Raw genomic sequence first — 21,006 nt, forward strand, 5'->3', positions numbered from 1 at the left:
ACTGAAACCGTTTAGTGATTATCCAGGCATAAGCACCAATGCTAGTGTCGACGACATACCGATCAGCATTCGTGTCGTCCTTATGCCCAATTATCTCGATTCCCGTCACCGTCAGTCGATCCTGAAACTGCAGACTACCTGGACCGCGCGCAGCGACTGGCCAACCTGGCTGCTGCTGCTCGGCACCTATGGCGCCTGGTGGGCGCTGATCGAATTCGGTTCGTTCATCGGGCGACCGCTCACCGTATTGCTGCTGGTGCCGCTGCTTACCCTGTGGATGTCACTGCAGCATGAACTTCTGCACGGCCACCCTACCCGCTGGCGCAGCGTCAACAAGGTCCTGGGCTATGCCCCGCTGGCCATCTGGTATCCCTACACCCTGTACCGCGACAGCCATCTGGCCCATCACCGCGACGAGACGATCACGGTGCCGCGCGACGACCCGGAAAGCCGTTACCTTGATGCCCAGGCCTGGTCAGGCAGCGCAGGGCTCGGCCGGGCGCTGCACTGGTTGAACAAGACCCTGCTGGGGCGTCTCTGCGTAGGCCCGGCCCTGGCGCTTGCCGGCCTTGTTCAGGAGCAGTGCGCACGCCTGGTCCGCGGCGAGGCGCAAGCGTGGCTGATGTGGGGCACCCATCTGCTCTGCGTGCTGGCGCTGTGCGGATTCATCACCGCCCACGGCGTGGCTGTCTTCGATTACCTGCTGGCGAGCGTTCTGGCGCTGGCGCTGTCCATGGTCCGCTCCTATTACGAACATCGCCCTGCCGACGCGCCAGAGCAGCGCTCGGTGCTCAACGAGGCGGGCTGGCCTTGGCGCTGGCTGTTCCTCAACCTCAACCTGCATCTGGTGCACCACGACCTGCCCGGGCTGCCTTGGTACTACCTGCCCCGTGTGTACCGCGAGCGCCGCGCGGACTGGCTGCAACGCAGCGGGCATTTTCTGGTCAACGGCTACAGCGAGCTGTTTCGCAACTATGCGGTGCGCCCCGTGGACAGCCCCCTGCACCCGCGCAGCGCCAGAGCCTGAACATGAGTCCTGAAGTGATCGCCGAACTGTCGATGTACCCTGCACCCACCGCAGTCGGGAGCGCTTACCAGCGCTGGCTGGAAGAAACCCTGCAGTTGCTGGGCATTCAGCGGCGGGGCAACTGGCAGAGTTCCCTGCACGAGCTTTGGCTGCATCCGCGACTGCTGCTTGCGCAAACCTGCGGTTTCCCTCTGGTCACCGAGCTCAAGAAACAAGTCCGCGTGGTGGGCCGCCCCTGTTTCACCCTGCCCGATGCATCGGCCGGACAGCACTGCAGCCTCTTGCTCGTTCGACGCGATGACCCGCGGCAATCCTTGCCTGAGTTTTTCGATTGCCGCGGCGCCTACAACAGCATCGACTCCAACAGCGGCATGAACCTGCTGCGCCATGCCCTGATCCCCCATGTGCGCGAAGGCCGATTTTTCAAACACCTCGAAGCAACTGGCAGTCATCGCCAGAGCATCGCCCATGTCGCTCTGGATCAAGCAGACCTGGCCGCCGTCGACAGCGTGACGTTCGCCTACCTGGCTCGGCATGCACACAGCGAAGTGGCGGGCGTACGCGTGCTGGCACGTACCGCCGATGCGCCGACCTTGCCGTTCATCACCGGCTTTCAGGGGCCGGAGCCGGAATCGATCCGAGCGGCGATGAATGCTGCCCTGGCCAATCTGTCCGAGGTCGCTGAGGTGTTGGGCATCGTGACCGTCCAGGAAACCGCACTGGATGATTACAACTTACTGCTGGGCTATCGAGATGAATCGCGCAGAGTAATCACCCAAAATGATCTGTGGTGACGACGTCCCTGATCGTCAAAAGAAATACCTGACCGAGGCACCCAGAGTCGTGGACGGCTGCGGAACGATCACCAGACCGGTGTTGGTACCATAAGCGACTTCGCTGCCGTACCGATGAGGCTGGAACGTTCCATAGACGCTGAACTGATAGTCGCTGTAGTCGTAACTGGCCCGAAGGTCATAGCGCGTGTAGGCAGGCATGGTCTTCCTGCCAGTACCGACGTAATAGGGAATGCCGCCCAGATGATAAGCATCGGCATTCAAAGTAACTTGCCCACCCATGAACCCGTCTCGATACTCAACGCCCGCCTTGTAGGTGTGCTCTGGAACGACCAGTCGCGCACCGATACCCGGCGCCGGGTTGGTGATGACCGCATCGATGATCCGGCCATAACTGATGTAGCTACTGACGGTCGACGTGGCTTGATAGTTGACACTGGTCTCCAGCCCTTTGCGCGTGGTGTCACCGACTTGCTCGTACACACCCGGTGAGGTTTGCACGGTCTCGCTGTCGTTCTGGATGTAATAGAACTCGGTGGTACTGGACAGGCTATCGGTAGGCCGCAGGGTAAAACCCACGTCGTAGGACTTGACCTTGCTGGGGCGCACGCTGCCGTTTATTTGTCCACCCGTGTCCCTGAGCGGAAGCGCACTGCTGCTGCCTGAACTGATGTACTCCGCCGCTGGGGAGCGGAAACCCTGAGCCACATTGGTGAACAGTTCGAGCTGATCGATCGGTGTCCATGCCACGCCGAACTTGGGCGTTGTCACCGAGCTGTTGTAGCCGGTACTGGCGTCTCGGAACTTCAGGTTGTCGATATCGTAGTCGAACCGATCGTGACGGATACCGGCGAGCAACTTGAGCGAATCGATGGGCTTGTACTGGCCCTGCGCGAAGACCCCATAGGTGATGAGGTCCATGTCGAAGTCGTAGTAGAAGTTTTGCGTGGGCTGGAAGTTGCGGTACTGCTGGCGAAACGCATCGCCTTTGTCGCGACGCACGTCCGTACCGACCATGAGCGATGCCGTGTCTTCATACACGAAGTTATAGGCCAGGCGCCCACCGTAGATGTCACGATCGTCCTTGCCATAGTTATGTGTGTTCGTGCCGTTGGAGATGCCGCGTACGCGCCTGAAGTCTTCGTAATAGGCCGTGTAGTACAGGCCCGCCTCGCCCTCGGCCGGCGACCGATTGAACACGTAGGTATTGCGATTGGCATTGCCGAAGCCATACAGGTTGTCGGTATCCCGGCGGCCGACGGTGCCCGCCTTCAGTGCGGGCAGGCTCAGGTAGCCGTCATTCCTGAAGTCCGATTCGTAATGGCTGAACCGCGCCGAGTATTTCGCATCGCCAATGACTTTGGAAAGCTTCCAGAAATAGTTGTCGCGCTGGTTTTCGGCGGCCTTGCGGTAGCCGTTGGTCCTGTAGAGGTCAGTCACCAACAGTGACTCCAGGCCTTCATGTTCACCGCCTAGTACCAAGTTAGTCCGCTGGCCATCGAAGCTGGCGACATCCACCCCGATGCTGGACGCTACGTCACCACCGTCAAGGGTTTCGATGTTCACCGCACCGGCCCGGTTCTGATCACCGTACAGCGCAGACACCGGCCCCTTGATGACGTCCACACGCTTGATCATCTGCGGCGTGAGCCATTCCATGAACACCGGGCCGTGCCCCGCTCCGCCCTGGCTGGAAGGAATGTTCTGCGGTACACCGTCGACGGACACAGCCACGTCGGAGCCGTGGGTGCCGTTGGTGGCGAACCCGCGCATCCGAAAGCCATTGCCGGTGTCGCCCTGGTCGATGTTGTTGGCCACCACACCCGGCACGCGCCGGTAGATGTTGGAGATATCGCGATCTACGTTGAGGGTGCGGATGTCTTCTTCGGTTATCGTCGAGACGGCGGCCGGCAGGCTTTGCGAAGCGTTACCGACCTTGCTGCGCACCAGCGGTGGCGCTGCGCTCGTGCCGTTTCGACCGCCGGATACCTCGATGGGAGCTAGCTCGGTCGGCTCTGAAGGCGCTGACTCCTGAGCCGACAGCGGCATGTAGAAACCGAAACTGCCGGTCAGGGCGGCGCTGGCCATCATCAGGCGCTTGACTCGACACGCATATCCGTACATAGATCATTCCAATTTAGTTATGGTATAACGTATTAATATAGCCTGTGGAAACTGTCTTTTACTAGAACCAAATGAATGCTTGCCGCGCCCGACAGGCGATGCCTGGCGATAGCGTCCAACCCTCTGATTCCCACTTTTGAAAACGCTCAGGAAGACTCATGAAAACGGTATTGTCAGTGTTCGTCGCGGCAACCCTTCTCGGCGCCCAAGGCGCATCTGCCCACGGCATCTGGACGGAGCAGCGTTACGGCCAGTTCGAAGTCGTCTACGGGCACGGCGCCGAAGACCAGGCCTATGTGGCGGAAAAAATAAAAGGTGCCTGGGCCTACGATGAACGCGGGCAGATGATCCCGGTGACGGTCGAGCGGTTCAGCGACCACGCCCGTCTGCATCCAGACGCGCAGCCCGCCGTGCTCGCCGTTGCTTTGGACAACGGTGTCTGGAGCAAGAACGCTCAGGGAGAATCGGTGAACAAGGCAATGGCTGACGTACCTGGCGCAGTCAGCGCCAGTCACAGCTACAAGTACAGCCTGGCGATCCTGAAAGCACACGCGCAGATCCCCGACGCGCTGAAATTGGCCATGGTCATTCGGCCGTTGAAAGATCCGAGCGAAGTAGGCGTCGGTAATCCATTACCCGTTGAACTGACGATCGATGGCAAGCCGGCCGGTGGCATTGCCCTGCTCGATGACTACCGAGGCATGTCGGACGCCAGTAGCGTCGTCACCGATGCACGAGGTCGCGCCACCGTCATCGTGCGCAACGCCGGGTTGAACGTCATCGCGGCTCAAGCCAAGGTAGCTGCGATCGATCGCAAGGACGTTTCAGAGCGCAGCCTCTTCACCTCGCTGACCTTCGTCGGCGAGGCGCACCAACACTAAGTCCGCGAGCCGCCCTTCATTTCAGCCAATCCAGCGTCATGATCAGGCGGCGCTCGCCAGCCCGTGCCTGCGGCGAGCGATGAATGATTCCGCGCCCTTCGTTGCTCATCCATCGCTCACCCTTGAACAAGGCCACGTCAGCCGCCAGCAGCTTGTGCGGTGCATCCACCGGTTCGGACCCGGCCTGCCCCAGCCCCGCCCTGGGCATCGCACCCTCTTCGAGCCATTCGCTGCCCCGGCCGGCGTACGTCGTGATCAAGCGCACGGAGACCCAATCGACGTGATAACGCGGACACATCGACTTGTCCAGAATGCGCAGACGCAGGCCAATACGCTCGGCACCCAACAGGCAACCGTAGGCCTGGATCAACCAGGCGACGTCCTCGACGAACTCGGCGTAACCCTCACACTGAGCGAAAGCGGCAGCCAACCCGGTCAGATCCGGCGGCTCCTCCCCCTGTAACTCAATCACTCGCGACTCCGATAGTGGATCGTCACGGCACAACAACGCATCAGTGAAACTCGCAATCGCGGGCGAAAATTGCCGCGTCCAGATGGCCAGGTTTATGTCGTCGCGCAGGATCTCCGCCAGCACGGCGGGCTCGGGCGACTGAATGTAATGGAGGGTGGCGGGCATGGCATACATCGCATCAGTGGAGGATATGAATAGATATAACATAACATATCAATAACCACGCCCATGATCGAACGAGATGTGACAGTCGCGCCGTTGTCACAGCTTTATCACCCAAAGGAGGATGAGCCAGTGAAACAGATTCAAGCAGGTGTGCTCGACGTGGCGTACCGGGACCTTGGCCCAGCCAATGGGCCCACGGTCGTGCTATTGCATGGCTTCCCCTACGACATCTGTGCCTACGACGCGGTGGTCGAACGGATCACCGCTGCCGGTTGCCGATGCATCGTCCCCTACCTGCGCGGATACGGGGGCACGCATTTCGTCGACGCAAACACGCCTCGCTCGGGTGAGCAAGCAGCCTTGGGGTCGGACCTGCTGGCATTATTGGATGCTTTGAAAATTCCCCAGGCCGTACTTGCCGGCTACGACTGGGGTGGCCGCGCAGCGTGCGTGGTGTCCGCCCTGTGGCCCGAGCGCGTCGTGGGACTGGTCAGTTGCGAGCCGGGCTACAACATCCAGGACATTGCCCATGCGACCCGCCCCGCCGCCCCGCAAGCCGAGCAGCGCTTGTGGTATCAGTACTACCTTCACAACGCCCGTGGCTACGCAGGCCTTGAAGCCGACCGGGATGCCTTCTGCAAGCTGCTGTGGCAACTATGGTCGCCGACCTGGGCATTCACCGATGAGGTGTTTTTGGCCTCGGCGCAGTCGTTCCACACTCCCGACTTCGTCGACGTGGTCACGCACTCCTATCGCCATCGCTTTGGACTGGTCGACGGCGATGCGCAGTACGCGGCCATCGAACAGAGGCTGGCGAAGCAACCCGTCATTGCCGTGCCAACGGTCATCCTGGCCGGTGCTTGCGACGGTGTCACCCCGGTTCAGGATGAGCAGCAGGCGCTACGCCGATTCAGCGGCCCTGTTCGTCGATCGATCCTCGAAAGCGTGGGCCACAACGTTCCGCAGGAGGCACCGGAGGCATTCGCCCGGGCGGTGCTGAGCCTGGTGAAACAGTGAGGCCCTGACCATCGTGTCGCCCATCGATTGGTGTCGGGTGTTTATTCACTCAAGAGCGTGCGCAGCAGCTCGATCATAGGCTCGACCGCCGGGCTGCTTCGATTGGGTGCCTGCACCAGATGCAATTGCCGTGACGGCACGGAATCATCCAGATCGCGAACGACTATATCCGCCCTACAGGTGGTGGTGGACAGTTTCGGTGCCAGCGCCACGCCCAACCCTGCAGCGACCATTGCCTGGGTTTCCTGATAGTCGTTGGCCAACAGGGCGATGCGTGGCGTGAACTTGCACTGGGCAGCGGTGCGGTGCAGCAGCTCGGTGATTTCATGACCATCGGACCGGCACACCCAAGCCTCCTTGGCGAGCTGAGCCAGGTTCAGAGGTCCTGCCTCCTGCGCCATTGCGTGCCCTGCTGGCAGCAATACCACCGTAGGGTCCGTGCGTAGCTGCAAGGTCGACCCAGGTTCGTTCAGCCACGGGTATGTCCAAGTAATGGCCAGATCGAGCTCACCCGAGCCGATGAGTTGACGCAGCGCCACCAGACGAGTGCTGCGCACATCCAAGGTGATGGTCGGATGCCGCGCCCTGAACTGCATGACAATTCGCGGCAACAATGAAGACCCCAGCGTCGGAAACACCCCCAGCGACAGGTGGCCGGCGCGGCCTTCGGCAACACTGCGCAGTTCCGTCTCGAGCTGCGCCATCTGTGCCTCGATCAGGTTGACCCGGCGCATGACCCGCTCCCCGGCATCGGTAAGCGCCATGCCATGGGGTCGACGCTCGAACAGTGGCAGCCCGATGACGCTTTCCACACGCTGTACCGTTTGAGAAACCGCGGAGGGGGTCAGGTGCAAGCTGCGTGCGGCAGCGGTCATCGAGCCGACTCTGCCGACTTGTGCCACCACTCTGAGTTTTTCGATATCGAGCTTCATGGAAAGAGCCTATTAGCTATTAAGCCAGACTTCAATCTGTGTTTAGCATTTGTCGTTAGGCTTAACGGCCTGGCGTTGATATCTTTTTATCAAGCGCTGCAATTCTCGTCAGCAGCACTACCCAGACACAATAAAAACAAAAGGCACCGCTCATGAACCCACGACACAACCTGGTCTCGCAGACAGATCACTGCCTGCCCCATCCGCCCGTCCCCTTTATTGTTCCTGTCCCATTCGACGCCTGCTGAGGAGCACCAACATGTTGGCTCTCCTCGGTTTTGCCACCTTGGGTGTGTTCATGCTGTGCGTCATCCGCAAATGGATGACGGCCTTCGTCGCGATCATAGTCGTGCCAGCATTTTTCCTGCTGTTTACCGGCCAGGGCGCACAGCTGGGCGAAATGATCGCCGCCGGCATCAAGACGGTAGCACCCACTGCCGTGTTGCTGTTGTTCGCCGTGCTGTATTTCGGCTTGATGATGGATGCGCGCTTGTTCGATCCGCTATCGCGACTGATCATCCGCATATCCAAAGGCGACCTAGTCAATATCTGCGTGGGCACCGCCGTCCTCGCCTGTCTGGTCGCCCTGGATGGCGACGGAACCACCAGCTACATGATCATCTGCTCGGCTTTCCTGCCGCTCTACAAAAGGCTTCACATCAACCCGTTGATCATCGCGACCATCGCCACCATGGCGCTGGGTACCGTGTCCGGGACGACCCCTTGGGGCGGTGCTGCAACACGGGCCGTCAGTATCCTGCACCTGGACGCCAGCGAGTATTTCGCGGCAATGCTCGGCCCGATGATCCTGTCCTGCGCCTTCGTCTGCCTCATTGCCTACGTGCTGGGGCGCAAAGCGCGCAAGGCAATCGATCCGCAGCACAGTGCGCAGGTTTCAGCGCAGATCATCGCCGAGAGCTGCCAGGTCGAGCACGCCGCCAACTGGCGGACGGCATTGAACGCTGCACTGACCGTCCTGCTGCTGGTGTGCCCGGTCTTGGGTGTAGCCAACCTCATGGTGTTGTTCATCGCCGGTTTCGTCATCGCACTGTTCGTCAATGTGCCACGTGCTGCCGACCAAGGCGCTGTCATTCAGCGGCATGCAGCAAGTGCCGTGCCTGTGGTGATGCTGGTATTAGGCGCAGGGGTCTTCACGGGGATTTTGACTCAAACCGGCATGACCACGGCGATGGCCGAAGCCTTCGTGGGCAGTCTGCCCAGCCACCTCGGCTCCTTGATCCCACTGGCCACCGCGCTGATCGGCATTCCCCTGAGCTTCTTCATGGCCAACGACGCGTACTTCTTCGGCATCGTGCCGGTACTGGCGGAAATGGCCGCGCGCTACGACATCCCCGCCATGGAGATCGCTCGTGCCGCCGTCATCGGCCAGATGGCCCATTCGATAGGCCCGGCCTCGGCGCCCTTGTGGGCCTTGCTCGGCATCATCAAGGCAGACCTGGGCGACTTCCAGAAATTTGCCTGGAAATGGGTGCTGCTGGCATCGCTGGCCTACATGACTTTTGCCGTCCTGACCGGGGCAATCTCCGTCTCCAGGTAGATCCCGCTCTGCATGGCGAATTTGACTCCATCCCGGCAATGCGGCCTTGAACGAGGTACCGACACGCCTGGTCGATACCTCCCTTCACGATTGGACTCACAATGAAACTGACCTCTGCCATCGCAGCACGCACCTGCAGTCTGACCTTCGAGCACTTATCCCCACAGGCCTTATGGAATGCCAAGCTCGCCATCCTCGACACCGTGGGCTGTGCCTTGGCAGGCGCACGTGAACCCGTGGTGCACACGCTGCTGCAGACCGGGGGACTGAACACCCTCGGCGCAGTACCGGTACTGGGCAGACACGAACGACTGGACCCGCTGTGCGCGGCCCTGGTCAACGGTGCTGCAGCCCATGCGCTGGATTTCGACGACGTGAACATCGCCATGGGCGGGCACCCTACCGCGCCGATCCTGCCGGCCTTGTTGGCCTTGGCTGCAGAAGGGGGACACACCGGCCGCCAGCTGTTGCTGGCTTACGTGGCCGGCTTCGAAACGCAGGCACGCCTGGCACAGAGCGTCAATTTTCATCACTACGACAAGGGCTGGCACCCAACTGCCACCTTAGGCGTGTTCGGCGCAGCTGCGGCCAGTGCTCGGTTGCTTGGCCTCGATGAACAGCAGACCTCGATGGCCTTGGCGCTGTGTGTGTCGTTGGCCTCGGGTGTCAAGGCCAACTTCGGCACCATGGCCAAGCCCTACCACGTCGGCCATGCCGCCAGGAACGGCTTGATGGCAGCGCTTTTGACCCGCAACGGTTTCACCGCAAGCCTGGATGCCTTCGAACATCGCCAAGGTTTCTTCGAAGTGTTCAACGGCCCCGGAAACTATACGCCAGCACTGGCATTGCAGAATTGGGCTGCTCCCCTGGACATCGTGGAGCCAGGTATCGGCATCAAGCTCTACCCCTGCTGCGACAGCACACACACCAGCCTCGATGCCTTGCTCACGCTGCGCCGTGACCACCCTTTCGAGGTTCGCGACGTTGCAGGCATCGAGGTTTACCTGCATCCACTGCGTCTGACCCATGTCGACCGCTCTCTGCTACGGACCAGCCTGGATGCCAAATTCAGCGTGCAATATTGCCTGGCCCGCGCCCTGATCGACGGCCGCATCGTACTTGACAGCTTCAGCGAAAACGCCTTCAACGACGCCGAAGCGCTGGCGCTCATGCAACGCATACATGCCCTGCCTCACCCCACTCCCTCTCTAGCCAGACCAGGCAACTACCTGACCGAGTTGCACATTCGATTGCACAACGGGACGCGGCTGACCGTGCGAGCGCACAGTCCGGCCGGCAGGACCGCCGACCAGCCAGCCCCTCTGGAGAGCATCATGACCAAATTCAACCACAACGCGGCCAAGGCCTTGGATACGCAAGCCGTTGCAACCTTGAGCGATACCCTCATGCGCATGGAGCAATTGCCCCGCGCCGAGGTGATCGGCGATCTTTGCGCGACGCGTTGAACGTCGGTAAAACGCCAAGTGCGTCCTGGGGCAGGTAGTGCAGAACACAGGGCCGAATAGAGGAGACATAAATCAGTTCATCGCGCAGGCTCCACTGGCGTGTCCGTGACCCCACTATGGACGATTGCCCGCTTCAGCCACCTGTGCGGTCCAAGGAACGACCTGCTCGCTCAGGGAAAGCCCCAGGCCGGGGCGCGTCGGCACCAACATGCGGCCTTCGCGCGTTTCGAGGCGTTCGTTGAAAAGTGGCTCGAGCCATTCGAAGTGCTCGACCCAGGGCTCGGTCGGATAAGCCGCCGCCAGGTGCACGTGCAGCTCCATGGCAAAATGGGGAGCCAACATCACCCCAGCCTGTTCGGCCATCGCGGCGACTTTCAGATAGGGGGTGATACCCCCAACCCGGGGAGCATCGGGCATCAGGAAATCCGCACCTCGCAGCCGGATGAATTCGGCGTGCTCGGCGACGCTGGTCAGCATCTCGCCCGTAGCGATCGGTGTGTCGAACTGCTGCGCGAGCGCAGCGTGGCCTTCGGCGTCGTAGCAGTCCAGCGGTTCTTCGATCCAGGTCAGATTGAACTCCTCGAATCGCCGACACATGCGCTGCGCCGTCGGACGATCCCATTGCTGATTGGCATCCACCATCAGCGGGAAGTTGTCGCCGAGGTGCCTACGCACAGTACTGACTCGCTCGACATCAATGGCGCAATCAGGCTGGCCGACTTTGAGTTTGATGCCGCCAATGCCCTTTTCCCGCGACAGGTCCGTATTTTTCAACAGTTGGTCCAGCGGTGTGTGCAAAAAGCCACCTGAGGTGTTGTAGCAACGTACCGAGTCACGTTGCGCGCCCAGAAGACGAGCCAGAGACAGGTTGGCACGTTTGGCTTTGAGGTCCCACAGTGCCACATCGAATGCACCGATGGCCTGAGTTGACAAGCCACTGCGGCCAACCGAAGCTCCTGCCCAGCACAGTTTGGTCCACAGCTTTGCAATGTCGCTCGGGTTCTCACCGATCAACGCCGGCGCGATCTCCTTGGCGTGGGCAAATTGCCCCGGACCACCGGCCCGTTTCGAATAGCTGAAGCCTAGGCCCTTATGGCCATCGACCGTCTCGATTTCGGCGAAAAGAATCGCAATTTCAGTCATCGGTTTCTGCCGGCCCGTGAGCACCTTGGCGTCGCTGATAGGGTTGGCCAGGGGCAGAAAGACCGAGGAGACCTTGACGTAGGCGATTCGGTCGCCGTCGGATGATGTGTGGTTTTGTTGTTGTCCAGGCATGGTTTGTTGTCCGAGCATGGTGCTTTCCTTGTTGTGAAAGTGGGTTATGCGTCATCAAGAGCGTGCATGAGCCAGTTAGCTCTTCAGTGGCTCGGATACAGGCGTCGGCGAGTCGTTGAGTTCGTCGATGTCCATGCGCTTGAGCGGGCCAACGATGAACAAGTAGGCGAAGGCGCCGAGCAGCCCCATGGCGGCCACATACATCAACGCCGCATCGAAGGAACCCAGCTGAGTGACCAGCACGCCGATTGCAATCGGGGTAACGATGCTGGCGATGTTGCCGCAGAAGTTGAACATCGCGCCGCTGATGCCCATGGCACGCTTTGGCGAGACATCACCGACGATGCACCAGCCCAGGCAACCGGCGATGGGGGGAATAGCCGGAACCAGACCGACCTTGAGCATGGTCATGCCCTTGGCTTCGATCAGATAGGTGGGGAACCAGGTCAGGAAGAACCAGGTAATGGAAGTCAAACAGAACTGACCGAAGTAGATACCCAGCATCATCCGATTGGCACCAATGGCGCGAACATTCTTCCAACTGAAGGGCGTCTTGGCGTCGCCGATGCGGGTGTCTTCACTTTTATTATCCTTATTGTGTTTGTCGCGGTGCGAGCTTGACGTCGACTGCATGAAGACCGAGTGATTGCGCAATCATTTCAAGATCGAAAAAAGTCATCCTTGCCTCGCCCAGGATGATATTGCCGAGAATCCTACGCTGATTGCGCAATCATTCAAGAGCGCGTTCGTCGGTTTTCAGACAAAATGAATTAGGTGCTTTGTCGATCGACCAGGGTAAATCCAGTGTCGATTCGAACGGGCGCAGTGCTGCCGGCCGGGTAGTGGAAGCGCTCCAGCAGTGCTCTGGCAATCTGATCGCCAATGCGTTTGCCGTCTACACACACTGTCGACAGCGCTGGATACACATGGGCAGCGCTGCTCAAGTCGCCGAAGCCCATTACCGCCAGGTCGGCGGGCACGTGCAGACCACGGCTGGCGGCCTCGGCGAGCACACCTTGAGCGATGGTGTCAGAACTGCAGACCACAACGTCAGGTGTCGCCCCCTGCTCGAAAAGCTGCCGCAGGCCCGCACGACCGACTTCCAGGGTGGCGGGCGGTGTCATGATCTGCATCGGGACCTCGGCCGCACCCTGACGCTGCAACTCGGCAATCAGACTCTCGCAACGGCGAAGGCCGCGTGGATCGCTGATGGTGATCACTGAAAAGCGCTTGTAGCCTTTGGCGAGCAGGTGTACAGCCGTAGCTTTCCCTACCTCTTCGTGGGAAAACCCGACCAGCATGTCCAGCGGCTCCTCGCTCAAGTCCCACGCTTCGACTACCGGAATACCCGATTGGGCCAGACGCAGGCGGCTGGAGTCGGTGTGCAGGGTTCCGGTCAGGACGATGCCGTCAGGCCGACGACCGAGGACGGCTTCAAGAAGCTTCTCTTCCTGTTCGGCAGAGTAGCCCGTCAAGCCCAGCAGGGTTTGATAGCCTGCCTGGGCAAGACGGTCCATCAAGGCTTGCACCGTGTCGGCGAAAATGGAGTTGGCAATGGTGGGCAGGAAGATCGCCACCAGCCGCGACTTGCTGCTCGCCAGCCCCCCGGCCAACATGTTGGATACATAACCGGTGACGCGCACCGCTTCCAAGACTTTTTCCCTCGCCTGTTTACTCACCACTTCAGGGCGATGCAGCGCTCGGGAAACGGTAATAGGGGAAACGCCAGCAATCTTGGCCACATCGATCAAAGTCAGGCTCGACGCTTTCTTGCGCTCAGAGACGTCGTGGGTGGCGGACTTCGTGCCAGGTTTCTTTGCCATCGGGTTTCCGGATTCAAGGGCATGACATGAAAGCGATGAGTCAGGCGTAATGCAATGAAATGATTAATCAACGTATCGCGGGTGTGATGACGTTCTATCCTATACGCGGCTCATGAAGGCCGCTACGGACAAAAGTTGTTCAAGCAACTTTAACACCGTGTTCACCGAGCAAGGCTCGGTGAATGGTCAGGGCGATTCCCGTTGCAGTTCCTGGTCTTGTGGTTTTAGTGAATGCTGGCGACATGCATAATTGACGGCGCCAGCCCTTTGCCAGTACTGTCCCGAGTTACAGGGATAGCAAGGAGCCTTTCGCTAACGCTTACCCATCTTAACTGTCGTTTGGAGCAAGGATGCAAGGCGCACTATTACGTAGTGGCAAGAGCGAGTCATTCACTGCGCTTGGCGAAACAGGTCAGCCAGTGTACCGAGCCGCATTGCAATTACTCGAAGCGATTCGACGCAAGAACCCCACGCTGGTCGAGCACCTGGCAATCCCTCAAAGCGATGAGCTGGGCAACAAGATCGACTGGTACAGCAGCCTCGACGGCGATGTCATTCCCTGGAGCGCAGCAACCGAAGAGGAACGCGCGCCTGCTCGTCTGCAGCTGGAAGCACTCGACGCTGCACTGAAGCAATTGAGTGAACGCTTTCTGGGCGCGGACTCTGTCCAGCAGCAAGGCGACAAAGCGGTTTTCGGCAAACTGCTCAAGCGCGTCGTTCACTTCCCTGACGAAAATTTCGTCTACCTGGTCGCCGGCAAGCCGGTCTTGACGTTTTGGGGCTTTCAACACGCCAACGCCGACCCGGGTCGTAACCCGCTACGCTGTTTGTACCCACCTGAAGACACTGTAGAGCCAGCCGTTACACCTGCGCCGGCGCCTGTCGTCGAGCCGGCGGCATCCATGCCGGTTCGCCGATCCTGGTGGCGGCGCTGGTGGTGGCTGTTACCTCTTTTGCTGCTGCTATTGCTGTTGTTGCTATTTGGGCTGCGCAGCTGCGTACCGACTTTGGCAATTCCAGGCATGCCCGCCCCGGCTTTGCCAGAGGTGTCTTACTTACCTAGCCTGCCCCATGCAAAGCTCGATGGCGCTGGCGAATTGAACGCACCCGTTGTCGACCGTAACGGCGCGGTGACCAATGAAGCCGGCGGTGCTGCGCCCGATCCGCACAAAGCCACCAACATCGAGCCCCAGGCGCTGCCTCCGGTATCTGCACAGGACGCGGTCGCGCAAACACAGCCGACACCAGCCGACGAGTCAGCCGGAAAGCCCGAATTCAAACCTACACAGGCGGCTGTCGACAAACCGGCTTCGCCCTTGAGCATTCCTGAAAACGCGCGAGACGGTGCTGCAGACTTCCTCGACGGTCACTACCGGGCAGGCGCAGGGATTCAGGATCGGCGCACCGGCAGACCGCTACGTCTGGAATATCAGTTCAAGGATGGCAGGGGCGAAGTCACTGTTCGCCAGGCGAACGGCGTCAGTTGTTCCGGGCCGGTTACGGCGGCGATGAACAACGGAAATCTGTCCATCGAAAGCAGCGCCCAGGCCGCCTGCGGCGACGGCAGCACTTACGACATGCCAAAGATCGAATGTGGGAAAGGTGCCAGAAACATCGCTGATTGCACCGGCGGTTATGGTACCGAGAAATTTCCCATGTCCATGCGGCAGTTGACCGAATAAGACTGGAAGAACTGACATGTTGACTGAAGTTACGCAATTCGAAGATACCGTTTCACTGGTCAGCGACACAGGTGTCCAGTTCCTGGATTTCGCGTTGCGGCTCGACGTGCGAAAAGAACAAGCCGGCGAGTTCGCACCCATGACCGATGGGCTCATCTGCCGGTTGGTCTACAACGAAGAAAAGGACTTTTTCTTCTACGAACCAGAGGCCGAGAGAATCGAGAAGACCAAACCGGTGTTCAGCATCGACATGCGCAGCAGTCTGGAATTGCTGGACGGTCTCTGGTTACCGCTGCCGTTCTTTCGGTTCATGCCGCCCCACCGCTTCGATGAAGGCCCAACCAACTGGGCCAGGATGCGTATTGTCAAGTTGCCGGTACCTGACATCGATGGCAACAGCCACCGTCTGACCATGGCGTTCGACAGCCGCGTGATGCCTAAACGCGACGGCACTGCCTATCTGGCCCCGAACGAAGAGGACATCAGCTCGGGTGTGTCTTTCAAGTTGGCAACCAAAGCGCGCGAAACGCGGTGGTTCCTGGCGCAGGGTTGGGTCAATGAATGGTTGCTGGAGGTCTTCAACGAGGGCAATGCACACCGCTCTCGCGAAGAACTGGACATCGACATACGTGCCGGTCATCACCTCGCGCATTACCTGAACGTGCTGAGCCTGCTCGGTAGCGCTACGCATGCGCGTCAGCAAAACAAGACCCGGGTTGAGATTCCCGAGTTGAAAGTAGTCGCCAACGACAGCGGGGGCCAGGTCAAGCCGATTCCAGTGGATCTGGTGCTCGATGTCGGCAATTCGCGTACCTGCGGCATTCTGATCGAGAACCACGGCCAGGCAGGTTCCGGGCTCAAACAGAATTACGTGCTGGAGCTGCGAGACCTCATCACGCCGGAGCACACCTACAACCAGCCGTTCGAAAGTCGCGTCGAGTTTTCCCAGGCGTACTTCGGCAAAGACCACTGTTCGGTCAAAAGCGGGCGACACGATGCCTTCCAATGGGCAACGATTGCCCGTGTGGGCAGTGAAGCCAGTCGACTGGCCAGTCGCCGTCGTGGGACCGAAGGCTCAACCGGGCTTTCCAGCCCGAAACGCTACTTATGGGACGAAAACCCGTACGGCCATGGCTGGCGTTTCAATTGCTCGTATATCAAGACCGACAACGAGCCCTATGCCACCGCCGCACCATTTTCACATCTAATCAACGAAACCGGCGAAGCCCTGTACACCTTGGATGACGACGACCGGTTGCCAGTGTTCATGCCGCGTTACTCGCGCAGTTCTTTGATGACATTCATGCTTGCCGAGGTCCTGGCGCAGGCAATGTCGCAGATCAACAGCCCCGCGCAGCGTTCGCGTCAAGGCCACACCCGTGTGCCGCGCCAGCTCAAAAGCATCACCCTGACCGTGCCGCCTGGCATGCCCCAGGCCGAACGCAACATTCTTAACGAGCGGGTGCAACAAGCTATTGGTCTGGTATGGAAAAGCATGGGCTGGCACGCTGGCGAAGAAGACCCGCAGACCGATGAACTCACCCCACCGCGTACACCGGTACCCAGCGTCCGCGTGGAGTGGGATGAGGCCTCCTGCGGTCAGCTCGTGTATCTGTATACCGAGATCAACGAAAATTTTGCCGGACACCCGGAGGAGTTTTTCGACACCCTCGCCCGTCCGGATAAAACCGATCGCGAACGCATCACCCTGGCTACTATCGATATCGGCGGTGGCACCACCGACCTGGTGATCACCGACTATCGTCTGGACCGTGCCGGCAGTGTGGGCAGTGGCAGCAATGTCCATATCGTGCCAGAACAGCGCTTCCGCGACGGTTTCAAGGTGGCCGGCGACGATATCTTGCTCGACGTCATCCAGGATTTCGTGCTGCCCAGCTTTGAAAAAGCGCTGCTCGGCGCGGGCGTCCAATCCCCCGGCTCGTTGATGTCGCGCCTGTGCGGCGATGAAACGGCCAGCGCACAAGACATGATTCTACGCCAGCAGTTGAACCTGCAAGTGTTCACACCCCTAGGCCTGGCACTACTCAAGGCTTACGAGCAGTACGATCCAGAGACCCCTGCGGACATCTGCGTTCATAGCTACCGGGAGCTATTGGGCGACAAAGCGATTGGCCAGGCCGTACTTGAGTACGTACAGGGAGCCGTACGCCGCGAAGTCGGTGCACTCTGTACGTTCGAGTTGTTCGATACATCGATCACCTTTGACCTGCAGAAGCTGCACGCGGCGTTTCTCAACGACCAAATCAACATTAGCAAAATTCTTGGTGCGTTGTGCGAGGTGATCTTTCACTACCCCTGTGACGTACTGTTGCTGACCGGTAGACCGTCCCGGCTGCCTGGTGTACAGGCGTTCATTCGCAAAATGCTGCCGCTACCCCCAGGACGAATCCTGCCGCTGCAGAACTATCGCACCGGCGGCTGGTACCCGTTTCACAAGAGCGGCTTGATCGACGACCCGAAGAGCACAGCTTCCGTAGGGGCGATGCTGTGCCTGCTGTGTGCCAACCACAGCGTGCCGAACTTCTACTTCCGGTCTTCAGCGCTCAAGCCCTACTCGACAGTCAAGCATATTGGCGTGATCGACTTGAACAACGTCATCAAAGACGCCGATGTCCTTTACCGCGATGTTCAATCCCACGACGGCAAGATCCAGCTACCGCTGGTGGGTACCGGTGATGACGCCGACAGTCCACAACTGGAAATGCGCGGCGATCTGCGTCTGGGCTTCCGCCAGCTCGCTGCCGAGCGCTGGGCGGCATCGCCGCTGTACACGCTGCGTTTCACGGCGGCAGGTCGCGACAAATTCTCCAGGGCCGTCGGCACCGACGATCAGGCGCCGCTGCTCAAGGTGCGGTTCGAAGTCAAAGCGCCGGACAAGCACACTCGCAAGCATGGACTGGTCAGCGACCGATTAACGGTGGCGGGCATTGAATCCAATAGCAACAACGTCAACTTCAACCCGCGCAGTGACCTGGAGCTGGAACTCAACACCATGCTCGACGCAGGCCTGAGCGAGACCAAGTATTGGCTCGACAGTGGAAGTGTGAAACGCAAATGAGCGACCTGAGCAAACAACAAACCGAGCTGGCAGCCAGCTGGGCTGCGGTGCATAACGGGGCTGGCCAGGCGCTGCAATGGATCGAGCAGACACGCGCCAATGCGCCGCGCCTGGACGGTGAAGCCGACAACCTCAACGTACGTCTGCATCGCGCCCGCAATCTTGCGGGCAATCTGGAGCGGGTCGCCAGTACGCCCATGACGATTGGTTTTTTCGGCCTTTCCCAGGCAGGCAAGTCGTACCTGATTTCGGCGTTGGCCGCAGGTGAAAGTGGCCAATTGGAAACGCGCTTCGGTACCGAGACTCTGGACTTCATCGCCCACATCAATCCGGTGGGTGGTGGCAAGGAAGCGACCGGGCTGGTCACGCGATTCAGCCGCGCGGCATTGCCGAGCCCGGATCCGGCGTTCCCGGTAGAACTCAAGCTATTCAACGAGATTGAAATTGCCAAGATTCTGGCCAATGCGTGGTTTAAAGATTTCGATCTGGAGCAGATCGAGTACGAAATCGACGAGGCACGCATCCAGCGGATCCTCAAGGCTGTCGAAGGCCGGGAAAGTCCTGTGGACGTGCCTGGCCTCAGCGCCGATGACGTGGTTTCGCTATGGGACTACCTCAACGATAATTTCAAAGGCTCGGTCAAGAAACTGCAGCACCTGTACTGGCCGCAGGTGCTGCGCCTGGCGCCACGCCTGAGCGTTCAGCAGCGTGCCGAGGTGTTTTCGATCTTATGGGGCGAGCAACCCGCGTTGACCCGCGTTTACGAAAAGCTCAGTGCGGCGCTGGCCAAACTGGGTCACCCACGTGCAGTGTTCGTACCCCTTGCTGCATTGGTCAGTCGCGACGGGCACGGCGACTACAGCCAGGCCGACAGCATCATGAACGTCGACATACTTAATCGGTTCGACACCAGTGCCGACCTGTCGATTGACGTTCGGCCTCAGCGCGAGGGGCGGTTGGGCGCCAGCACGTCAGTCACCGTGGCGCAACTGGCTGCGTTGACGACCGAGATGACGTTCTGCCTGATAAATGAACCCAAAGATGCGGTGGTCAACACAGTCGACCTACTGGACTTCCCCGGTTATCGCGGCCGAATGAAACTGCGCGAACTGAAGGACTCCAGCGGTGCTGACGACAATGTGGTTGCACAGTTGTTGTTGCGCGGCAAAGTCGCTTACCTGTTCGAGCGCTACACCGATTGCCAGGAAATGAACGCTTTGGTGGTGTGCACTGCATCGGACAAACAAAGTGACGTTCCGGATGTTGGCCCTGTCCTCACCCGCTGGATCGAAAAAACCCAAGGCGTGAATGCTAACGAACGGAGCAAACGCCCAGGCGTCGGTTTGATCTGGGCACTGACTATGCTCGACAAACGTATCTCCGGCGCACTGAACACGCCGGCCAATATGCTCGATGCCGGCTGGGAAGGTATGGTCAAGCTGACCATGATCGAGCGATTCGGCGGCTTCCCCTGGATGACCGACTGGGCTGGCCTGCCCTTCCAGAATACTTATCTGGTGCGCAAGCCGCGCATGGAAACACCTTTCATCGAGCTTCATGGCCAGACAGGCGACGAGTTGCGCATCCTCGAACGCTCACAGGAGCGCATCGATCTGCTAGGCCAGACTTTCAGCGCAAACAGCTTGGTCGGCAGGCATATCTACCAGCCCGCGCAGGCGTGGGCAGCGCTGCTGCAAATAAACGATGGCGGCATCAAGCGCTTCAGCGAAAGCTTCAAGGATGTCGCCAATACCGAGTTCAAGCTGTCACGTATCCGCGACCAATTGACCGAATGCCTCGAAGATCTCACCACGCACGGCCTGAGCAGTTGGTATCAGTGCGACGGTGACGGCGCGATGGCGGCCAAACGCAGCCAGGCCCAGTCGATTCTGCAACACGTAGGCAGGAACCAGGCAATTGTTGGCGAATTAATCGACAACCTGCAATTGACTTCCGATGGCGTGCGCGATCTGTATCTCAGCGGCATTTATGAGGAACAAAGCGCACACGCTATTGAGGACGTTCCACTCGATACCCCGCCAACCAGCCTCTACGGCAATAGCGGGGGCTTCGACTTCGCCGATTTTGGCGCGGCTTTCGATGCAGACGACGGCAATAATAATGGCGCAGAGCCTTGGTCGGTCGTACCTGAATTGGAGGGTACCGATCATCGCTTCGCCAAGGCTGTGTTCAACGCCTGGATCGCTCATCTTCGTGAGCTTGCCAACCGACAGAATTTGCTGAACCTGCTAGGTCTGAGCAAACCGGTCATCGAAGCGGTGGCCGACGAACTGATCACTGCAGCTTACCGACAGAATGTACCCGGACAACTGACCAAAGCCGTATTGAAGCGGGCTCAGAGCGGGGCGCGCCGCGATCAATTGGTAGAGCGTCAGGTACTTGAGGTGCAGCTGGTGTTGCGTGATTTCGTTTCGTGGTTCGGCTTTATCCAGACACCTTTAGAGCAGCGTCCGAAAAGTCTGGTAGGAAGCAAAGACCACCTCTATGCGTTTTACGGCGATGTGGTACCGGGGCAGCTGCCGGTTTTGCCGGCGCAACCGGCCAACCAGGCGAAACTGTTCGTCGGCGATTGGTTGTCAGGTCTGGCCGCACTTACTTTGGGCAACGCAGGTCACAGCGCGGGCCGGGAAATCACATCCGAACAGAATGAACGGCTGGGCCATGTGCTCGCCGCGTTGAAAGCGAGATAA

15 protein-coding genes are annotated in these 21,006 nt (G+C 59.5%); 9 read left to right on the plus strand and 6 right to left on the minus strand.

What is annotated here, in order from left to right:
* The first annotated feature begins 82 nt into the window (after positions 1–82).
* Both IFT57_RS00485 and IFT57_RS00490 read left to right on the plus strand, forming a co-directional pair.
* Positions 83–1,027, plus strand: coding sequence for a fatty acid desaturase (locus tag IFT57_RS00485; protein WP_192149834.1), 945 nt, complete (start codon positions 83–85; stop codon positions 1,025–1,027).
* 2 nt (positions 1,028–1,029) lie between these two features.
* Entirely contained in the window at positions 1,030–1,821 is a 792-nt protein-coding gene (locus IFT57_RS00490) for a phosphate/phosphite/phosphonate ABC transporter substrate-binding protein (protein WP_192149836.1), read from the plus strand.
* A gap of 15 nt (positions 1,822–1,836) precedes the next feature.
* Here the strand turns inward: IFT57_RS00490 and IFT57_RS00495 are convergent, their stop codons facing one another.
* A complete protein-coding gene (locus tag IFT57_RS00495) occupies positions 1,837–3,945 on the minus strand; it encodes a TonB-dependent receptor (protein ID WP_192149838.1) in 2,109 nt (702 codons plus the stop codon).
* A 158-nt stretch (positions 3,946–4,103) separates the two neighbouring features.
* Here IFT57_RS00495 and IFT57_RS00500 point away from each other — a divergent pair, with 158 nt between their 5' ends.
* On the plus strand, positions 4,104–4,826 hold the full coding sequence (locus tag IFT57_RS00500; protein WP_192149840.1) for a DUF4198 domain-containing protein: 723 nt from the start codon (positions 4,104–4,106) through the stop codon (positions 4,824–4,826).
* Positions 4,827–4,842: 16 nt separating this feature from the next.
* On the opposite strand, the gene IFT57_RS00505 is transcribed toward IFT57_RS00500, so the two are convergent.
* The gene (locus IFT57_RS00505) at positions 4,843–5,463 is read right to left on the minus strand and encodes a DUF1826 domain-containing protein (RefSeq protein WP_446731173.1); all 621 of its coding nucleotides are present in this window, start codon (positions 5,461–5,463) and stop codon (positions 4,843–4,845) included.
* A gap of 129 nt (positions 5,464–5,592) precedes the next feature.
* On the opposite strand from IFT57_RS00505, the gene IFT57_RS00510 reads away from it, so the two are divergent.
* Positions 5,593–6,480, plus strand: a complete 888-nt coding sequence (locus IFT57_RS00510; protein ID WP_192149842.1) for an alpha/beta fold hydrolase — start codon at positions 5,593–5,595, stop codon at positions 6,478–6,480.
* A 41-nt stretch (positions 6,481–6,521) separates the two neighbouring features.
* Here IFT57_RS00510 and IFT57_RS00515 read toward each other — a convergent pair whose 3' ends face one another.
* Complete coding sequence (locus IFT57_RS00515) at positions 6,522–7,412, minus strand: LysR family transcriptional regulator (protein ID WP_192149844.1); 891 nt, start codon at positions 7,410–7,412, stop codon at positions 6,522–6,524.
* Positions 7,413–7,671: 259 nt separating this feature from the next.
* Here IFT57_RS00515 and IFT57_RS00520 point away from each other — a divergent pair, with 259 nt between their 5' ends.
* Positions 7,672–8,970, plus strand: coding sequence for a CitMHS family transporter (locus tag IFT57_RS00520; protein ID WP_192149846.1), 1,299 nt, complete (start codon positions 7,672–7,674; stop codon positions 8,968–8,970).
* 101 nt (positions 8,971–9,071) lie between these two features.
* The gene (locus tag IFT57_RS00525) at positions 9,072–10,436 is read left to right on the plus strand and encodes an MmgE/PrpD family protein (protein WP_192149848.1); all 1,365 of its coding nucleotides are present in this window, start codon (positions 9,072–9,074) and stop codon (positions 10,434–10,436) included.
* 114 nt (positions 10,437–10,550) lie between these two features.
* On the opposite strand, the gene IFT57_RS00530 is transcribed toward IFT57_RS00525, so the two are convergent.
* The 3 genes from IFT57_RS00530 to IFT57_RS00540 form a co-directional block, all read right to left on the minus strand.
* Positions 10,551–11,711 (minus strand): L-talarate/galactarate dehydratase, encoded by a 1,161-nt coding sequence (locus IFT57_RS00530; RefSeq protein ID WP_192047575.1) that lies wholly within the window; start codon positions 11,709–11,711, stop codon positions 10,551–10,553.
* A gap of 75 nt (positions 11,712–11,786) precedes the next feature.
* Entirely contained in the window at positions 11,787–12,344 is a 558-nt protein-coding gene (locus IFT57_RS00535) for a hypothetical protein (RefSeq protein ID WP_244657225.1), read from the minus strand.
* Positions 12,345–12,481: 137 nt separating this feature from the next.
* Positions 12,482–13,534, minus strand: coding sequence for a LacI family DNA-binding transcriptional regulator (locus IFT57_RS00540; RefSeq protein ID WP_192047399.1), 1,053 nt, complete (start codon positions 13,532–13,534; stop codon positions 12,482–12,484).
* 350 nt (positions 13,535–13,884) lie between these two features.
* Between IFT57_RS00540 and IFT57_RS00545 the strand changes: the two genes are divergently transcribed.
* Genes IFT57_RS00545 through IFT57_RS00555 form a run of 3 tightly spaced genes read left to right on the plus strand, consistent with a single transcriptional unit; the run spans position 13,885 to position 21,006 of the window.
* The gene (locus IFT57_RS00545) at positions 13,885–15,216 is read left to right on the plus strand and encodes an SrfA family protein (RefSeq protein ID WP_192149850.1); all 1,332 of its coding nucleotides are present in this window, start codon (positions 13,885–13,887) and stop codon (positions 15,214–15,216) included.
* A gap of 16 nt (positions 15,217–15,232) precedes the next feature.
* The gene (locus tag IFT57_RS00550) at positions 15,233–18,295 is read left to right on the plus strand and encodes a virulence factor SrfB (RefSeq protein WP_192149852.1); all 3,063 of its coding nucleotides are present in this window, start codon (positions 15,233–15,235) and stop codon (positions 18,293–18,295) included.
* Positions 18,292–21,006, plus strand: coding sequence for a putative virulence factor (locus IFT57_RS00555; RefSeq protein WP_192149854.1), 2,715 nt, complete (start codon positions 18,292–18,294; stop codon positions 21,004–21,006). Before IFT57_RS00550 ends, IFT57_RS00555 begins: the two co-directional genes overlap by 4 nt.

The organism is Pseudomonas sp. CFBP 13719 (genome assembly GCF_014842095.1).
GTDB lineage: Bacteria > Pseudomonadota > Gammaproteobacteria > Pseudomonadales > Pseudomonadaceae > Aquipseudomonas.

Bases quoted from the DNA above. Each gene is read 5' to 3' on its own strand.
- IFT57_RS00485 (WP_192149834.1), top strand. From the start codon at position 83: ATGCCCAATTATCTCGATTCCCGTCACCGTCAGTCGATCCTGAAACTG.
- IFT57_RS00490 (WP_192149836.1), top strand. From the start codon at position 1,030: ATGAGTCCTGAAGTGATCGCCGAACTGTCGATGTACCCTGCACCCACC.
- IFT57_RS00495 (WP_192149838.1), bottom strand. From the start codon at position 3,945: ATGTACGGATATGCGTGTCGAGTCAAGCGCCTGATGATGGCCAGCGCC.
- IFT57_RS00500 (WP_192149840.1), top strand. From the start codon at position 4,104: ATGAAAACGGTATTGTCAGTGTTCGTCGCGGCAACCCTTCTCGGCGCC.
- IFT57_RS00505 (WP_446731173.1), bottom strand. From the start codon at position 5,463: ATGCCCGCCACCCTCCATTACATTCAGTCGCCCGAGCCCGCCGTGCTG.
- IFT57_RS00515 (WP_192149844.1), bottom strand. From the start codon at position 7,412: ATGAAGCTCGATATCGAAAAACTCAGAGTGGTGGCACAAGTCGGCAGA.
- IFT57_RS00520 (WP_192149846.1), top strand. From the start codon at position 7,672: ATGTTGGCTCTCCTCGGTTTTGCCACCTTGGGTGTGTTCATGCTGTGC.
- IFT57_RS00525 (WP_192149848.1), top strand. From the start codon at position 9,072: ATGAAACTGACCTCTGCCATCGCAGCACGCACCTGCAGTCTGACCTTC.
- IFT57_RS00530 (WP_192047575.1), bottom strand. From the start codon at position 11,711: ATGCCTGGACAACAACAAAACCACACATCATCCGACGGCGACCGAATC.
- IFT57_RS00535 (WP_244657225.1), bottom strand. From the start codon at position 12,344: ATGCAGTCGACGTCAAGCTCGCACCGCGACAAACACAATAAGGATAAT.
- IFT57_RS00540 (WP_192047399.1), bottom strand. From the start codon at position 13,534: ATGGCAAAGAAACCTGGCACGAAGTCCGCCACCCACGACGTCTCTGAG.
- IFT57_RS00545 (WP_192149850.1), top strand. From the start codon at position 13,885: ATGCAAGGCGCACTATTACGTAGTGGCAAGAGCGAGTCATTCACTGCG.
- IFT57_RS00550 (WP_192149852.1), top strand. From the start codon at position 15,233: ATGTTGACTGAAGTTACGCAATTCGAAGATACCGTTTCACTGGTCAGC.
- IFT57_RS00555 (WP_192149854.1), top strand. From the start codon at position 18,292: ATGAGCGACCTGAGCAAACAACAAACCGAGCTGGCAGCCAGCTGGGCT.